The organism is Rhizobium sp. SVR5-2C (assembly GCF_056755115.1).
Map to the genome: position 1 here is coordinate 1 of NZ_JBNDHT010000384.1, position 276 is coordinate 276.

Below are 276 nucleotides of genomic sequence, written 5' to 3' on the forward strand. Positions count from 1 at the left end.
GTCTCGCCGGTGAGATCGCAGTAGTCCGTACCGGTTTGCGCGCATATCCGGACCAGCGGTTCGCCATCCAGCGCGTACGGACCGACGGTCGACACGACGAGGCGCGTGCGCGCGCACAACGCCCGCAATTGCGTGTCGTCGGCCGCATCGGCGACGATGATCGGCAGCGTCTGCCATGCGGCGCCGAGTGCCTCCCTGACGTGCCGGAGCTTCGCCTCGGAGCGGCCGCCAATCGCCCAGTGCAGCGTTTCGCCGCTGCCCGACAGGTATTCGGAC

General features: G+C 68.8%; 1 protein-coding gene. It reads right to left on the reverse strand.

Annotation, left to right across the window (positions count from 1 at the left end):
* Nucleotides 1–276 (reverse strand): saccharopine dehydrogenase NADP-binding domain-containing protein (locus tag ACPYOI_RS36185; protein WP_481424185.1); only part of this gene is annotated, 276 nt, incomplete at both ends.